This is a genomic window from Mycolicibacterium komossense (assembly GCF_025822605.1).
In the GTDB taxonomy this organism is placed as follows: Bacteria; Actinomycetota; Actinomycetes; order Mycobacteriales; family Mycobacteriaceae; genus Mycobacterium; species Mycobacterium komossense.
Genome location: NZ_JACKTY010000032.1, coordinates 114,184 through 129,208 on the forward strand (window position 1 = coordinate 114,184; position 15,025 = coordinate 129,208).

The 15,025-nt window shown below is 65.2% G+C and carries 14 protein-coding genes, 1 pseudogene and 1 riboswitch; of the genes and pseudogenes, 8 read left to right on the forward strand and 7 right to left on the reverse strand.

Features of this window, described 5'->3' with window-relative positions; translation table 11 throughout:
* The first annotated feature begins 85 nt into the window (after positions 1-85).
* Complete coding sequence (locus H7J73_RS20260; protein ID WP_264069421.1) at positions 86-472, forward strand: YchJ family protein; 387 nt, start codon at positions 86-88, stop codon at positions 470-472.
* Here the strand turns inward: H7J73_RS20260 and H7J73_RS20265 are convergent.
* A complete protein-coding gene (locus H7J73_RS20265; RefSeq protein ID WP_264069422.1) occupies positions 466-1,170 on the reverse strand; it encodes an SDR family oxidoreductase in 705 nt (234 codons plus the stop codon). The two genes, H7J73_RS20260 and H7J73_RS20265, sit on opposite strands and share 7 nt — an antisense overlap.
* 37 nt (positions 1,171-1,207) lie before the next feature.
* A complete protein-coding gene (locus tag H7J73_RS20270) occupies positions 1,208-2,482 on the reverse strand; it encodes a glycosyltransferase 87 family protein (protein ID WP_264069423.1) in 1,275 nt (424 codons plus the stop codon).
* Positions 2,483-2,625: 143 nt separating this feature from the next.
* A riboswitch (cobalamin riboswitch) is annotated at positions 2,626-2,864 on the forward strand.
* A gap of 158 nt (positions 2,865-3,022) precedes the next feature.
* Between H7J73_RS20270 and metE the strand changes: the two genes are divergently transcribed.
* Positions 3,023-5,287 (forward strand): 5-methyltetrahydropteroyltriglutamate--homocysteine S-methyltransferase, encoded by a 2,265-nt coding sequence (metE, locus tag H7J73_RS20275; RefSeq protein WP_264069479.1) that lies wholly within the window; start codon positions 3,023-3,025, stop codon positions 5,285-5,287.
* A 630-nt stretch (positions 5,288-5,917) separates the two neighbouring features.
* Here metE and H7J73_RS20280 read toward each other — a convergent pair.
* The 5 genes and pseudogenes from H7J73_RS20280 to prpD all read right to left on the reverse strand — a co-directional run.
* Positions 5,918-6,121 (reverse strand): annotated as a pseudogene (locus tag H7J73_RS20280) (biotin/lipoyl-containing protein); the annotation flags it as partial.
* A complete protein-coding gene (locus H7J73_RS33870; RefSeq protein WP_353962005.1) occupies positions 6,025-6,243 on the reverse strand; it encodes a biotin carboxylase N-terminal domain-containing protein in 219 nt (72 codons plus the stop codon). The gene H7J73_RS33870 and the pseudogene H7J73_RS20280, both read right to left, overlap by 97 nt.
* A complete protein-coding gene (locus tag H7J73_RS20285; RefSeq protein WP_264069424.1) occupies positions 6,206-7,339 on the reverse strand; it encodes a bifunctional 2-methylcitrate synthase/citrate synthase in 1,134 nt (377 codons plus the stop codon). The genes H7J73_RS33870 and H7J73_RS20285 overlap by 38 nt, the downstream gene beginning before the upstream one ends.
* A complete protein-coding gene (prpB, locus tag H7J73_RS20290) occupies positions 7,336-8,253 on the reverse strand; it encodes a methylisocitrate lyase (protein WP_264069425.1) in 918 nt (305 codons plus the stop codon). The genes H7J73_RS20285 and prpB overlap by 4 nt, the downstream gene beginning before the upstream one ends.
* Positions 8,250-9,755 carry a 2-methylcitrate dehydratase PrpD gene (prpD, locus tag H7J73_RS20295; protein ID WP_264069426.1) on the reverse strand — a complete coding sequence of 502 codons (1,506 nt, stop codon included), beginning with the start codon at positions 9,753-9,755 and terminating at the stop codon, positions 8,250-8,252. Before prpD ends, prpB begins: the two co-directional genes overlap by 4 nt.
* 119 nt (positions 9,756-9,874) lie before the next feature.
* Here prpD and H7J73_RS20300 point away from each other — a divergent pair, with 119 nt between their 5' ends.
* The 6 genes from H7J73_RS20300 (at position 9,875) to H7J73_RS20325 (ending at position 15,011) form a co-directional block, all read left to right on the forward strand.
* Positions 9,875-11,287, forward strand: coding sequence for a short-chain fatty acyl-CoA regulator family protein (locus H7J73_RS20300; protein ID WP_264069427.1), 1,413 nt, complete (start codon positions 9,875-9,877; stop codon positions 11,285-11,287).
* 99 nt (positions 11,288-11,386) lie between these two features.
* Positions 11,387-11,671, forward strand: a complete 285-nt coding sequence (locus H7J73_RS20305; RefSeq protein WP_264069429.1) for a hypothetical protein — start codon at positions 11,387-11,389, stop codon at positions 11,669-11,671.
* 57 nt (positions 11,672-11,728) lie between these two features.
* Positions 11,729-12,031 (forward strand): hypothetical protein, encoded by a 303-nt coding sequence (locus tag H7J73_RS20310; RefSeq protein ID WP_264069430.1) that lies wholly within the window; start codon positions 11,729-11,731, stop codon positions 12,029-12,031.
* Between the two features lie 263 nt (positions 12,032-12,294).
* Positions 12,295-13,590 carry an MFS transporter gene (locus H7J73_RS20315; protein WP_264069431.1) on the forward strand — a complete coding sequence of 432 codons (1,296 nt, stop codon included), beginning with the start codon at positions 12,295-12,297 and terminating at the stop codon, positions 13,588-13,590.
* Positions 13,557-14,114: a TetR/AcrR family transcriptional regulator gene (locus tag H7J73_RS20320; RefSeq protein WP_264069432.1), complete on the forward strand. Its 558-nt coding sequence runs from the start codon at positions 13,557-13,559 to the stop codon at positions 14,112-14,114. Before H7J73_RS20315 ends, H7J73_RS20320 begins: the two co-directional genes overlap by 34 nt.
* A gap of 48 nt (positions 14,115-14,162) precedes the next feature.
* Entirely contained in the window at positions 14,163-15,011 is an 849-nt protein-coding gene (locus H7J73_RS20325) for a TIGR03620 family F420-dependent LLM class oxidoreductase (RefSeq protein WP_264069433.1), read from the forward strand.
* Positions 15,012-15,025: the final 14 nt, after the last annotated feature.

Sequence of the window (15,025 nt, forward strand, 5' to 3'; positions counted from 1 at the left end):
GGCATCGGGAAGTTTCGCAGCGTGCGGCCATCGATGCCAGTTCGCGCGTCCATAGCTGATTCGACTGAACTAGGTTTACAACGTGATGAACGCTCGGAGTCCGCAGTGCCCCTGCGGCAGCGGGGATAGCTACCACGGCTGCTGTGAGCCGCTGCATCACGGCGAGCGACAGGCTCACACCGCCGAGGAACTGATGCGGTCGAGGTACTCGGCCTACGCGCGCGACGACACCAACTACCTGTTCCGCACCTGGCATCCACGAACGCGACCACCCGAGGTCAGGATCGACCCGGGTATCACTTGGACGAGCCTGGAGATTCTGGATACCGACGGCGGCGGCCCCGAAGACGATCGAGCAGAGGTCGAGTTCGCGGCCCACTATACGACTGCGGCAGGCCGCGATGCGCTGCATGAGCGCAGCCGATTCGAGCGTCGGGCCGGCCGTTGGTTTTACGTCGACGGCGACTACTGAGCAAATTGCGGATAAACTCCGGGTACGCCTTTGGCGAGCCCCGCTTGCACTCCGCGACTCGTATCGTCGGCAAGAACCTCATATGCTCCGGCCGCGATGCCATCCAGGGCGAGGGCGGCGACGTCGGCCGGATTCGATTTCGGGCCGTCAAGACCGGCTGCCATATCGGTGTCCATCAGGCCGACATGCAGAGCGGTCACGACAATTGCCGAGCCGGCCAGCTGCGCCCGTGCCGCATTCGTCATCGACCAGGCCGCCGACTTCGAGGCGCAGTACCCACTGAGATCCGGGAAGCTCACCCACGACAGCACCGACAGGACGTTGAGCACCCCGCCGCCGCCGTTGCCCGCTATCACAGGGGCGAACGCTCGGATCATCGACAGAGTGCCGAAGTAGTTGGTCTCCATTTCCCGGTGCGCGCCACCGAGGTCGTCGGAGGTCAGCAGGTTGACGTCGGCCGCGATACCGGCGTTGTTCACCAGCAGCGTGACGTCACCCGCGGATGCTGCAGCGGCGGCGACAGAGTCCGGGTCGGTGATGTCCACCGCCAGGGGGATGGCCCCGTCGATCGTGACGGAATCCGGATTACGCGCCCCGGCATAGACCTTGGCCCCACGCTGGAGAAGTTGAGTGGCGAACTGCGAGCCAAGCCCGCGGTTGGCGCCGGTGACAAGTGCAGTGCACGAGGAAATATCCATCGGCTCATCTTGCGCCTCGACGTTGTCGGTCGCGGTGCTAACGCGAGTTGATGCTGTCGCTGTCCAGTAGCAGTTCGCTCTCTGGCACCTCGATTCCGGCCGGTGTGGCCGGATCACGGTGTGTACTACGCCAGAAGGCGCAGGCGCTGACGGCCACCACCCCTACGAACACGAACAGATAGGTCGCCGGCAGGAGCTGGTCCCACAGCCCGGGATGGCGTAGCGACATCAATCCAGCCTGGGGCGGGGAGCTGGTGGAGGCCACGAACCATCCGCCCAAGCAGGCTGCGAGCAGCCACAGCGCCAGCGCGGCGAGCCGCGAGCGGAACCCGTAGGCGCGCAGACCCAGGTGAACCAGGAGCGGGACGAACCAGACCCAATGGTGGCTCCAGCTGAACGGTGAGGCGGCCGCGGTGCCCATACCCACGATCGCGACTGCCAGCAACAGCTGACCGCGACGCCACGCGACAGCGGCGATCGCCACCGCGGCGATTGCGAGTACGGCCGCGACCACGGTCTCCCATCCGGTGGCCCAGTGCAGCCGCAGGAGCAGCCCGCGCAGGCTGGTGTTGGCCAGTGGGTCGCTGGAAATGCGCCGGACGTCGTCGAATCCGCCCTGTAACCAGAAGAAGCGCGAATCGGCAGGTAAGAAGGCGAAACCGACCACCACCGTCGCCGCGAAGGTGACTGCTGCGGTCGCCGCTGCGCGTCGGCGGCCGGTGGCGAACAGGAAAATGATGAAAAGGGCAGGCGTCAGTTTGATTCCGGCGGCGATCCCGATCCCGATCCCCGCCCATTTGCGGGAGGCGGGGGCCAGCACGTCGGCGATGACGATGGTCATCACGACGAGGTTGATCTGGCCCAACTGCAACGAGAGCCGCACGGGTTCCAGCCAGAGCACCGGCGCCAGCAGCAGGGCGGTCAGGCTCCAGAGGCCTGCGGTGTTCGTCATGCCCGCGGCCACCAGCATGCGCCGGACCAGGTAGCCCATACACGTCACATTCACCAGCAAGCCGATGGTCAGCACGGCCGACTGGCCCAACCCGCTCAACGGTAGAAAGCACAGCGCCGAGAAAGGCGTGTAGTCGAACAGCATGGTCTGCGAATTACCGGTCAGGCCAATCGAATACAGGTCCTGGCCGTCCCACACCCGAAGCGCGCCGAACCGATAGACCAACAGGTCGACCTGATCGGCCAGGCTCGGCCACTTCAGATACGCGGCCATATACAGCGACACCGCCACCAGGAGGACGATCGGGCCGAGCACCCGGACCGACCGAGTGAGGGTGCGTGGATTCAGCCGGTCCTGCACGATAGAGCGGCTCCTTCGTCGGTGGCGGTACCTCTGGACAGGCAATTACGGTGCGCGAGGATAGCGGTCGAGCCTGACCATCATTGCCAGGGATCGGCCTCGACAGGCCGGGCCGCTAAGATCGGCACCGCAGCTGGTCTGCTGCGATGATCCGCCCCGGTGGCCCGTCGCAGCATCGAACGCCATTCGCTTCGGTAGGGATGTCGTGAGAGGGAACCCGGTGAGAATCCGGGACTGTCCCGCAGCGGTGAACAGGAACGACCGCCGTCATCAGCACTGGTACGCAGAGATGCCTCTGCGGCTGGGAAGCGACGGCCAGTAGGAACGTCCGAGAAGGCGTGTGCCTGTGAGTCCGAAGACCTGCCAGTTGTGCCGGACGCGCCGCGTCCGGCGGCGCATCGCCTCGTGGAATGGGCGTATGGCCGTAATGGTCGCCCGAGCGCGCAAGACGCGCCGCGGTGTCGGTTCGGCTGCACGTCTGTTGGCGATGTCCACTCGTCGCACATTGAAGGACGTCTCGTGACCGCACCACAACTATCGATCGCACCGTTTACCGCCACGATCCTCGGCTCCCCGCGCATCGGGCCCAACCGTGAGCTCAAACGCGCCACCGAGCGCTACTGGGCCGGCCGCATCGACCAATCAGAACTGGCCGCCGTCGCCGCCGGCCTGCGCAGGGACACCTGGGCGGCCCTGGCCGCCGGCGGGCTGGACTCGATTCCGGTCAACACCTTTTCCTACTACGACCAGATTCTCGACACCGCTGTTCTGCTGGGGGCGTTGCCCCCGCGGGTCAAGACAGTGGCCGATCCGTTTGACCGGTACTTCGCCGCCGCGCGGGGCACCGACGAGATCCCGCCGTTGGAGATGACGAAGTGGTTCGACACCAATTACCACTACATCGTTCCGGAAATCGGGCCGGACATCGAGTTCGGTCTCTCGCCGGAGAAAGTCCTCAGTGAGCTGACAGAGGCTCAGGAGCAGGGCATTTCAGCACGACCGGTGATCATCGGGCCAATCACGTTCCTCGCGTTGAGCAAACCGGTCGACGGTGCCGCGGCGCCGATCGAACGACTCGACGAGCTTGTTCCGCTCTATATAGATCTGCTGCAACAACTCTCGGCGGCCGGGGCGCAATGGGTGCAGATCGACGAGCCGGTCCTGGTGACCGATATCGTCGCCAACCCCGCCGAGCTCGCCGAGCGGACCTATGCAGCGCTGAGCGCCGCCACCGAGCGGCCGTCGATCTTCGTGGCCACGTACTTTGGCGCTCTCGACGCCGCCCTGCCCGCGCTGGCGCGCACCGGTGTCGAGGCGATCGGTGTCGACCTTGTGGCCGGTGGAGACAATGCCGTCGCCGCAGTGCCTGAGCTGGCAGGCACGCTGCTGGTCGCCGGCGTCGTCGACGGCCGCAACATCTGGCGCACCGATCTGAGGGCGGCGCTCGGCCGGCTCGCGGCGTTGCTCGGATCGGCGAAAGCCGTTGCGGTATCGACCTCATGCTCGACCCTGCACGTCCCGTACACCCTCGATCCGGAAACCGAGCTCGACGACGCGCTGCGCAGCTGGCTGTCCTTCGGAGTCGAAAAGGTCTCGGAGGTAGCCATTCTGGCCAGAGCTCTGCGCGAGGGTCCGCAGGCCGTGGAAGCGGAAATCGCCAGCTCTGATCGCGCCATCGCCTCACGTAAGAGCGATCCGCGCTTGCGCAACGGCGATGTCCGGGCACGTTTGCAGAGCATCCTGGCCGCCGGTGATGGCCGCGGCCCGGCGGAGACCCGGCGGGAGCAACAGAATGCCCGCCTGCACCTACCGGATCTACCGACGACAACCATTGGCTCGTACCCGCAGACCACCGAGATCCGCAAAGCTCGGGCCGCGTTGCGGGCCGGCGAGATCGACCAGGTCGAATACACCAAGGACATGCGCGCCGAGGTTGCCTCGGTGATCAAGCTGCAGGAAGAACTGGGCCTCGATGTGTTGGTGCACGGCGAGCCGGAACGCAATGACATGGTGCAGTACTTCGCCGAACAGCTCGACGGATTCTTCGCGACCCAAAACGGCTGGGTGCAGTCCTACGGCAGCCGGTGCGTGCGGCCACCGATTCTGTTCGGCGATGTAAGCCGTCAGAAACCGATGACGGTCGAATGGGCTACCTACGCCCAGTCGCTGACCCACAAGCCGGTCAAGGGCATGCTCACCGGACCGGTGACGATCCTGGCGTGGTCGTTCGTCCGTGACGATCAGCCGTTGGCCGACACCGCCAACCAGATTGCGCTGGCCATCCGCGACGAGACGGTCGACTTGGAGGCGGCCGGCATCGCCATCATCCAGGTGGACGAGCCCGCGCTGCGAGAGTTGTTACCGCTGAGGTCAAAGGACAAGGGCGACTATTTGTCGTGGGCGGTCGGTGCATTCCGGCTCTCGACGTCCGGGGTGAGCGATGCGACCCAAATTCACACGCACCTGTGTTATTCGGAGTTCGGTGAGGTGATCGGTGCGATCGCGGACCTGGACGCCGACGTCACCTCCATCGAGGCGGCGCGGTCACATATGGAGGTGCTCGACGACCTCAATGCGGTCGGCTTCTCGAGCAGTGTCGGCCCGGGTGTCTACGATATCCACTCACCCCGGGTGCCAGGCACGGCCGAGATCGCGGAATCGTTGCGCGCCGCACTCAAAGCGGTGCCGGCCCAGCGGCTTTGGGTCAACCCTGACTGCGGGCTGAAGACTCGTGGTGTCGACGAGGTGACCGCGTCGCTGCGCAACCTCGTCGCTGCAACCGCCCAGGTGCGCTCCGAGAGCTGACGGTCCGCCCGGGGCGGGCGGAACGTCAGCCCCGGGCACACCCGACGCCAGTCATCGCTTCCACCGCCTTTTCCGCAACCGACAGGAATACCCAACAGTGGTAATGGACCAGTCCAAGCCGACAGTGACCGTGTGCCGCGGATGCTGCTGCGGCACGACGAAGAAGCACCCGACGATCGACCACGACGGCCAACTGGCTAATCTGCGGAACCTCGTCGAGGGGGTTGGCAACCTGCGAATAAGTGACTGCCTCGGACCGTGTAAGCGGTCGAACGTCGTCGTAGTTTCTCCGTCGCGACGCGGTCATCGTGCCGGCGGTAGACCTACGTGGCTCGGTGACGTCCTCGACGCGCACGCAGAATCCGCCATCTCCAAGTGGCTCCGCGACGGCGGACCCGGTATCGCACAGCCTCCGGAAGAGCTTGCCCTGTACCGCTTTCGACCAGCGTCGAGGGAGACGACGAGCCCCCGCCTGGACTGAAGCGCCCGCCGCGAGCGATGATGCCCTCGACTAGTAGGTGGCCAGGGGGCGCCGCGAATCCGGTTTCTAGGGTTGTGATTACCTCCACGGGAGCGGCCGCGCCGGGGCCGGGAGCGACGCCGCGGGGGATCGGCTCCTGTGGTTGCGGTTCAGGCGATCACGAGGATCAGGTCGCCGCCTTGGACCTGCGTGGGAATCGAAACAGCAACGCGTTGAACGGTTCCGGCATTCGGTGCGGTGATCGCGGCCGTCATCTTCATTGTCTCGATGGCGGCGATCGCCTGACCGGATTCGACCCTGTCGCCTGCGTAGACGTTGACGGTGACCACCCCCGCGAAGGGGGCGGCGAGGTGGCCATGCCGAGTTCGTGGGCGGCCCGGAACGCCCTGATCGCGATCCCACCACGGTTGGCGACCAGTATCTTGGCGATGGTCGACTCAGGCGAGGGCACGTTGGGGTTGGCCCGAGTAGTCACTGAGCGGTCGGATCAGCGCGTTCGACGCGGCTTGTTCCATGATATGAGCGGTCCAGCCCGTGATCCGGCTCATCACGAAGATCGGGGTGAAGCTGGGGATGTCGAAGCCCATCAGGTGGTACGCCGGCCCGGTCGGGAAGTCGAGGTTGGGTTTGATGCCGTTGGTGGCCAGCATCCCGCTTTCCAGAGTTCGGTAGATGTCGAGGTACTGCTGTCCGCCGCGGGCGGCGACGACACGCTCCAGTGCCGCTTTCATGGTCGGTACCCGTGAGTCGCCATTGCGGTAGACGCGATGCCCGAAGCCCATGATCTTCTCTTTGCGGGACAGCTTGTCGTGCAACCACTCCGAGGCTTTGTCGGCGGTGCCGATCTCGATCATGTCATGCATGACCGCTTCGTTGGCCCCGCCGTGCAATGAGCCCTTCAGTGCCCCGATCGCTGCTGTGACGGCGCTGTAGATATCGGACTGGGTGGAGGTCACCACTCGGGCGGCGAAGGTGGAGGCGTTGAAGCTGTGCTCGGCATAGAGCACCATGGACTGCTCGAAGGCGTGGAGGATCACCGGCTCGGGCACGGTGCCGCAGCACATGTTGAGGAAGTTCTGCGCATAGCCGAGCCCGTGATGCGGCGCGATCGGTTCGAGTCCGCGGCGGCGCCGCATGTCGGCGGCGACGATGGTCGGCAGAATCGCCCACATACGAAGGGACTTGGCATAGTTCGCCGCCTCCGAGCTGTTGTCCTCGTCCGGGTCCTCGGCTCCGAGATAGCTGATTGCGGTGCGCACCACGTCCATCGGGTGACATGTGTCGGGGAGCTTGGCCAACAGGGAATGCATCGACCGGTTGAGGCCGCGGCTGGCCCGTTCCCGCTGGCTGAACAACTGCAGTTGTGCGTCGGTGGGCAGCTCGCCGTGCCACAGCAGGTAGGCGACCTGCTCGAAACTGCACCGGGCCGCGAGCTCCTGCACGGGGTATCCGCGGTAGGTCAGCGAGTTCGTTTCCGGTACCACTTTGGAGATACTGGTGGTGTCCACGACGACACCGGCCAGACCTTTATAGATCCGGGGTCTTTCGCTGGATTCGGCGACCGTGCTCACGGTGTCACTCCCTGCAGTGCGAAGTTGTAGATGTCGGAATCGAACTGGTTGTAGTCGTGGTAGCGCAGCAGTTCGTAGAGCCGGCTGCGGTGCTGCATCTGATTGACTAGCCCGGATTGACTTCCGGTGGAGTCGATCTCGCGTAACCCGGCCTCGACGGCGAACATGGCCAGGCGCAGCGTTGTGACGGGGTAGATGACGACGTTGTAGCCGATGTCGGAGAGCTGTGTCGCGGTCAGCAGCTCAGACTTGCCGAACTCGGTCATATTCGCCAGCAGTGGGGTGTTTACCGCGGCCCGGAATTGTGCGAATTCCGCGGGCGTGGAGAGGGCTTCGGTGAAAATGAGGTCGGCTCCGGCGTCGGCGTACGCGCGGGCCCGCTCGATCGCCGCCGGTATCCCCTCGATGCCGGCGGCGTCGGTGCGGGCGCAGATGACGAAGTTCGGGTCCCGGCGCGCGGACACCGCCGCCCGGAGGCGTTTGACCATCTCCGAGGTCGGCACCACAGCCTTCCCGTCGAGGTGACCGCAGCGTTTGGGGTTGACCTGGTCTTCGAGGTGCAGGCCGGCGACCCCGCTGTCTTCGAGCACCGTGACCGTCCTGGCGGCGCTCATCGGTTCGCCGAACCCGGTGTCGGCGTCGATCAGGGTGGGCAGTTCGGTGACCCCGGCGATCTGCGCGCCGCGCCCCGCGACCTCGGTCAGCGTGGTCAGGCCGATATCGGGCAGACCCAGATCGGCTGAGAGTACCGCACCGGATACGTACACACCGTCGAATCCGATCTCGGCGATCAGTTTGGCGACCAGCGGGGAGAACGCCCCCGGAAAGCGGTGCAGCCGGCCGGATTCCAACGCGGACCGAAAGCTGAGCCGTTTCTGGGCAGCCGAGGTGGCAGCGCCGATCAATCCGCTCATCGGAAGATGCCCGACGGAATCGTCGGCGCCTTGTCGAGTACCCGAGGATCGACCAGCACGTTGAGCGATCCCAGCGCTCCGGGCTTCAACCCGGGCAACTCGTCGGCGACCGTCAGGAACCGTTGCTGCTCAGCCGATTCGACGACGCCGTCGGCCAGCTCGGTGAATTTGGCGATGTACTGCTCCCGTTCGAACGGGCGGGCGCCCAGCGGGTGTGCATCGGCGACGGCGAGCTCGTCGGTGATGACCTCTCCGTTGGTGAGAGTGATTTCTGCGCGGGCCCCGAACGCCTTCTCGGCGGGGTCGGCGGAGTGATAACGGCGGGTCCACTCAGGATCCTCGACAGTGCTGATCTTGCGCCAGAGCTCGACGGTATCTGGCCGGTGGGCGCGCTCGGGAGCGTAGGACCGTTCGTGGTGCCAGCTGCCGTCTTGCAGGGCGACGGCGAAGATGTACATCACCGAGTGGTCCAGCGTCTCCCGCGATGCATCCGGGTCGAACTTCTGCGGATCGTTACTGCCGGTGCCGATGACGACATGCGTGTGATGGCTGGTGTGCAGCACGATCTTCTCGATCTGGGCCAGATCGCCGACGCGGTCGCGCATCCGGCGAGCCAGATCGATGGGTGCTTGGCTCTGATACTCCGCAGAGTGTTCTTTGGTGTAGCTGTCCAGAATGGCGCGCTTGGGCTCATCGGGGGCCGGCAGCGGCACGGTGTAGGTGTGCGCCGGTCCCGAGAGCAGCCACGAGATCACCCCGTCTTCGCCCTCCCAGATCGGTGCCGGCGAGCCCTCGCCGCGCATGGCGCGGTCGACCGCCTCTATCGCGACCTTGCCGGCGTATGCGGGCGCGAATGCCTTCCAGCTGGAGATCTGACCCTTGCGAGATTGGCGGGTCGCCGTGGTCAGGTGCAATGCCTGTCCGATGGCGTCGTAGATGGTCTCCGGGTCGAGACGCAACATGGTGCCGACACCGGCTGCGACGGACGGTCCGAGGTGCGCAACGTGGTCGATCTTGTGCTCGTGCAAGCAGATTCCTCGGACCAGGTCGATCTGGACCTCGTAGGCGGTGGCCAGCCCGCGGATGAGATCGGTGCCGCGTACTCCGAGTTGCTGGGCGACGGCGACCAGCGCCGGGATGTTGTCGCCCGGATGCGAATACTCGGCGGCCAGGAAAGTGTCGTGGAAGTCGAGTTCGCGCACGGCCACCCCGTTGGCCCATGCCGCCCATTCCGGCGAATAGGTGCCCGCCACGCCGAACACGCCGGCGCCATGCCGGGCCGGGTGGGCCTGCGCCTGTGTGCGTGCCACCGTCACCGGCCGGCGGGTCACCGAGACGGCGGACACCGCGGCGTTGTCGATGATGCGGTTGATCAGCATCGCCTCGGTCTCGGGCGGCACCGAGACCGGGTCGGCCGCCACCTGGGCGATCTTCCAGGCGAGGTGTTCGGTGCGGGGGAAATCTTCGGCGCTGCGCCGGGTGCGGACGTGGTGATCAAGCATGATCCGCACGCTATGCACGCTGGTTGATACCCGAAAGTACCTGTATATGCGTAATTGTGTGTCCTGATCGGCACGCGTTTGCGAATCTTGTGTAACGCGGTTGGGCTAGGCTCACGAGCGTGGCGAAGACATTCGCCGGCGCGCGATTGCGGCGCTTGCGGGAAGATCAGGGGCTGACCCAGGCGGCACTTGCTCGCGCCGTCGATCTGTCCACCAGTTACCTCAACCAACTGGAGAACGACCAGCGGCCGCTGACGGTGCCGGTGCTGCTGAAGCTGGCCGAACGCTTCGACCTGCCGACCAACTACTTCGCTCCGGACTCCGATGCACGCCTCGTCGCGGATCTGCGCGAGACGCTGGCCGACAGCCCGGCCACCGACAATCAGATCGAGGAACTCGTCGCCCGGATGCCGGACGTCGGGCAGACACTGGTCGCCCTGCACCGCCGATTGCATGACGCCACGACCGAATTGGAGGTGTTCCGCGGTCGGGCAGATCTGGATGTGTCGAGCTCTGTCCAGCGGCCGATGCCGTTCGAGGAAGTGCGTGATTTCTTCTACGACCGGAAGAACTACATCGGCGAGCTCGATCGGGCGGCCGAGGCGCTGTTCACCCGCCACGGGATGGCGATCGGCGGTCTCGATACCCAACTGGCCACCCTGCTGGCCGAGCAGCTTGACATCACGGTCGTGATCGACGGTGGAGATGCATTGAGCCCCAACGTAAAACGCTCCTATGAGCCAGCGACAAAGCGGCTCTATCTGGCTCGCTGGTTGGCACCAGGACAGCGGGCCTTTCAACTGGCCACCCAGTTGGCGCTACTCACCCACTCCGAGTTGATCACCGCGATCCTGGCCACCGATGACCAGCTCACTATCGAAGCCCGTGAGGTGGCGCGGATCGGCCTGGCCAACTATTTCGCCGGGGCCTTCCTGCTTCCGTACCGGGAGTTCCTGGCGGCGGCGGAAACATTGCGCTACGACATCGACCGGTTGGCCAGGCTCTTCGAGGTCGGCTTCGAGACGATCTGCCACCGCCTCTCCACTCTGCAGCGACCCGACCGGCGGGGGATCCCGTTCATCTTCGTCCGGACCGATAGCGCAGGGAACATCTCGAAACGTCAGTCTGCCACAGCATTTCACTTCTCCCGCGTCGGCGGGAACTGTCCGCTGTGGGTGGTGCACCACGCCTTCGGCCGCCCCGGCCAGTTCCTCACCCAGGTCGCGCAGATGCCCGACGGGAGGTCCTATTTCTGGATCGCCAGGACCACCGATTCGCCGGCCGAACGTTACCTGGGGCCGCAGAAGAACTTCGCGATCGGATTGGGCTGCGATCTCGCGCACGCCGACAAGCTCATCTACAGCGCCGGAATCGACCTGAGCAACCCGGACACCACCGTGCCGATCGGTGCGGGATGCAAGATCTGCGATCGGCCCAGCTGCTCACAGCGCGCCTTCCCGTATCTCGGCGCGGCGGTGTGCGTCGATCAGCACGGCAGCAGTAATCTGCCCTACCCGCCGTTGTCCGGATAGTGTCGTCGAACTTCATGCATGATGACTGTTCGGTGAACAGCATCGAACAGGGACACTGTGAATTGTCCGGCGCCCGGAACCACTGGAATTATTGACGTCGTGAATGCATTCGTATCGGTCTACTGCGATTGGTCGGCGACTGAAGAGGTCGTGCGGACCGCCACTGAAGGGCTGGCCCTGCCGGCCGGCGTCGAGCGGGTCACCGTGGCGTCGAGTTCGGACACGCTGGGGTGTCGCGTCGCCGTCGATCTCATCGGCAGCTTCGACGAGCAGTCCGAAGGCCGGGGGATCGCTCGCCGCTACGCGGAGCAGCTATCGCAGGAACTGGGGATGCCCGCATTCGCGCTGTACGACTTGATTACGGCCGGCCGCTCAGAATGGTGAGCCGATCCGTCGCCCTTTCGCCGCGCGAACATTAGACGTTGGTGAGACGATCGTCGCGTGGTCGATGACGTAGGAGCGGCTCAGGCGCGACTGTTGCTCAATGCGCTGTACGAACAGGTGGCCAAGATTTCGCACCAACTCGAGTCGGCGGAGTTGCGCGGTCCGCGCACGTCGGTCCGAGGTGCGGGGTGTGACCGCCGCGAGCAGTCCGCGCTCCGGCGAGATCTGTACGAGGCGCACCGCCTCATCGACGGATTGCACCGAAAGTTCCCCGATACCGATCCGCGGCTGCGTCGGGCGAACCCAGTGGCGGGCCGACACCTGGTGGGAATTGGGCAGAGCCCTCAACCGTGTAATTAAGCGCCGTAGTCGGGGCGCCCGAAGCGAAATCGCCTTCGCGCCCGGACGATTACGCGATGTCGGACAGGCGGGTCACGCCGGGCCGGATCGATGCTGGCTGCCAGCAGCTCGTGGCGACTGGCGGTGCCGAGCAGATAGCGATATCGGCGGCGAATTCTTAGCATCCGCGTCGGCGAAAATTCATTGGATCGCTATACCGTCCGGACGGTACAGTAAGCCCCGGTCGTGCGCTGCGACCGACGTGCAGATCCAAGGAGGCTCTGGTGGGCAGCTACATGCGGTTACTTCGGACTCCCGGTGTATTCCGCGTGACGATTTCTCAGCTGTTCGCGCGGCTGCCGTTGGGGATGCTGTCGCTGGCAATCCTCATGCACGTTTCGGCGACCACCGGCTCCTACGCGCAGGCCGGAATCGTCGTCGCGTGCGTCAGTCTGGCGGAGGCCATCGCGATGCCGGTGAGCGCCCGACTCACCGGGGCGTTCGGAGTGACACCGGTGGTGCTGTCGGCGGCCGTGATCAACGGCATCGGGTTCGTTGCGTTGGCGCTCGCGCCCGCACATCTGCTCTTGCTGGCGATACTGGGAACCCTTGTCGGAGCGACGATTCCGCCACTGATGCCGGTGGTGCGTGCGCTCTACCCGCGGATGGTTCCCCCCGATACCGTGCGCGCGTTGTTCGCCTTCGACACGACTGCCCAGGAATTGATCTGGGTGACCGGCCCAGTGATCGTCACCGTGTTGGCCTCACTGGTGTCCACCGCGGTACCGCTGTTGGCTGCGGCGGGTATCACCGTGACCGGGTCCGTCGCCTTCGTGCTCAGCCTGCAGCCGGGACAACCCTGGATCAAACGTAACCGGTCTCCGTTCGGCCGCGTGCTGGCCCGCCAAGAAGTCATCCTGGCCCTGGTGGCCAATCTCGCTCTCGTCGCATCGTTCATGGCGATGGAAGTAGGAGTCGTCGCCCAGCTCGGGCACGCGATGGCCGGCGCGGCGATATCGGTGTCGAGCCTCGGCTCGTTGATCGGCGGCCTTCTGCTCGGTCAGCGCCGACTCGGCCTTGGCGCGTTGGTCGCTACGCTGGGCGTTGTCATGGTGGGGACCGCGCTCACTGGACTCGTCACCGGTCCGCTGCAGTTCGTGGCGCTGTTCGCCGCCGGATTCGGCTTCGCGCCGGCGATGGCAGCCCTGTATCACGCGGTGTCTCGTGGCGTCGAAGAGCAAGCCGCCGCGGAGGCGTTCGGCTGGCTCAACACCGGCGCGTTGGCAGGCGGGGCGGCCGGAACCGCGTTGTCGGGTGTTTTCAACGACGCCTGGGGCCCGATCGCGTCGTATGCCCTGGCGACCGGGCTGGCCGTCGCGGCGGCGGCCAGCCCGCTGATCGCACGGCTCGCCGGCCCGGTCCGGGGGTTCAGCGCCGAAGAACCGGTAGTTCCAGCATCTGATCCGGAAGCCGGATGCGGGTTAGTCTTGTCGCAGGACAAACCAGACGCCCGGGCCTCCCAGGAGGCAGACGACGAGAGTGCGCAGTGCCATCCAGGGATCGACGCGACGACCTGTTAGATGCCGCCGAGCAGGTCTTGAGCCGCGGCGGGCCCCAGGCGTTGACACTGCAGGCGGTCGCGGATGAGGCCGGTGTCTCCAAAGGCGGCCTGCTGTATCACTTCTCGAACAAGAGTGAACTGGTTCGCGCCTTGGTTGAGCGCCTGGTCGACGATACGAACGGCAACTTTGCGCGCTGGGACGACGGTGAACCCGGCTCCTACACGCGAGCGTTCATCGCCAGCACCTGCCACAGCCTGACCACCCCGAACGCCGACAAGGTGCTTCGGCGGTGGTCGGTCATCCTGGCGGCCAGCACCGAGCCGGGAATGCAGGAGCCGATCGCCGAGGCGTTTGAGACGTGGATGCAGCCTCGACCTGGCCTGGACGAGTTTCCGCAGCGCGCGCAGATCGCCCGACTTGCCGCCGATGGACTGTGGTGGAATGCCATGTTCGTCAAAGCTTTTCGCGATCCTGAACTTAACAAGCGAATCAGTGCCGCGCTGGTGGATTACGCCGAAGGCCGAGACCACACAGACGACTAGCCGTCCCCGCCGGGAATAAGACGGTGCGAAACGGCGTCAAGATCTCAGGTGACTACACCATCGCTCGGACGCTACGGCGCATATCTGCTCGTTCAGGATTATGAAACGCGGTCCCTCGCATCGCGAGTGAAGGGCCTTGAGGACAGTGGATATGGCACGGTGTGGATCGCCGGCAACGCCCCTGGGGACCTGACCATCCCGGAATCGTTCCTGGCCGAAACGGAGTCGATCGCGGTGGGTACCGCGATCGTGAACGTCTGGGCGGAGGAGGCCGACGGTGTGGCAGCGTCCTTTCACCGAATAGACGCGCGCTATCCGGGACGTTTCGTCCTCGGCGTCGGCATCGGACACCGCGAGATGAGCGGCGACGTGTATCAGAAGCCGTTCCCCACATTGACGAAGTACGTCGACCGGTTGCTCGAACTCGGCGTGCCCGGTGATCAGATCATCCTCGCGGCGCTGCGATCGAAAGTGTTGGCGCTGTCCAAAAACAAGACCGCGGGTGCACTTCCGTACTTCACGACGGTCGAGCACACCAAGAAGGCACGCTCGGCGCTGGGTTCCGATCGGACCTTGGCGGTGGTGCAAATCGTAGCTACCGGCGACGACCGCCCCACGAATCGCTCTGCTGCGCTGGAGCACTCGTCGTTCTACCTCGGCCTGCAGAACTACGTGAGCAATCTGCAGGAGAACGGCTTCCCCGATCTGCGGGTGGGAGACGAGCCGAGCGACGAATTGCTGCAAGCACTCATCCCGCTCGACGGAATCGACAGCAGCCTGGAACGGATCCGTGAACACGTTGCGGCCGGAGCGGACCACGTGGCCATCATGCCGCTGCCCACGGCGAATGATCCGTTCCCGGCGCTCGAGTTGTTTGCCGCCAGATTACGGGCGTAGTCGCGAATAGCCTT

Coding starts and splice junctions, on each gene's coding strand:
- H7J73_RS20260 (WP_264069421.1), top strand. CDS start 86: ATGAACGCTCGGAGTCCGCAGTGCCCCTGCGGCAGCGGGGATAGCTAC.
- prpD (WP_264069426.1), bottom strand. CDS start 9,755: ATGCTTGATCACCACGTCCGCACCCGGCGCAGCGCCGAAGATTTCCCC.
- H7J73_RS20265 (WP_264069422.1), bottom strand. CDS start 1,170: ATGGATATTTCCTCGTGCACTGCACTTGTCACCGGCGCCAACCGCGGG.
- prpB (WP_264069425.1), bottom strand. CDS start 8,253: ATGAGCGGATTGATCGGCGCTGCCACCTCGGCTGCCCAGAAACGGCTC.